Genomic DNA, 448 nt, shown 5'->3' with positions numbered 1-448 from the left:
GGGCACCGAATCGACAGCAGGGATGACAGACTGCGCCATGACGAAGCTCCGGGTGGACCAGATCCGTGAGAAGACCTCGTCCTAACGGAGCTTCGGCCCCATTCGACACGCCGACGTGGTGACCACTACCCACCGTAAGATGATCTTGAAACGCCCGTGTCCTCCACATCGACCACGACCGCACCACATGACAACCGTCAGTAACCGAAGCCCTGCGCGGAATGGCTCAATGATTTGGTCGGGGCCCTGCCCCTTGTCCCTGTCCATACTGCTGAAGTGAAGCAGCGTAATATCTACCTCTCTCCATGCTCTGGGAGTAGGAAGGAGGAGGAGTGGGGGAACGAAGGGCCGCCGCTGTGGCCTGCTGACCACCCAAGCCCATCACCGGTGGCAGTGAAGGATGAGAATGGCTGGCGGGCGGATACCCTGGCGTGCCGTAACCCGCCGA

It is taken from the genome of Micromonospora sp. NPDC050695 (assembly GCF_040654415.1).
Lineage (GTDB): Bacteria > Actinomycetota > Actinomycetes > Mycobacteriales > Micromonosporaceae > Micromonospora.
The sequence above is the reverse complement of the archived record's forward strand: the minus strand, read 5'-3'. Positions refer to the sequence as shown.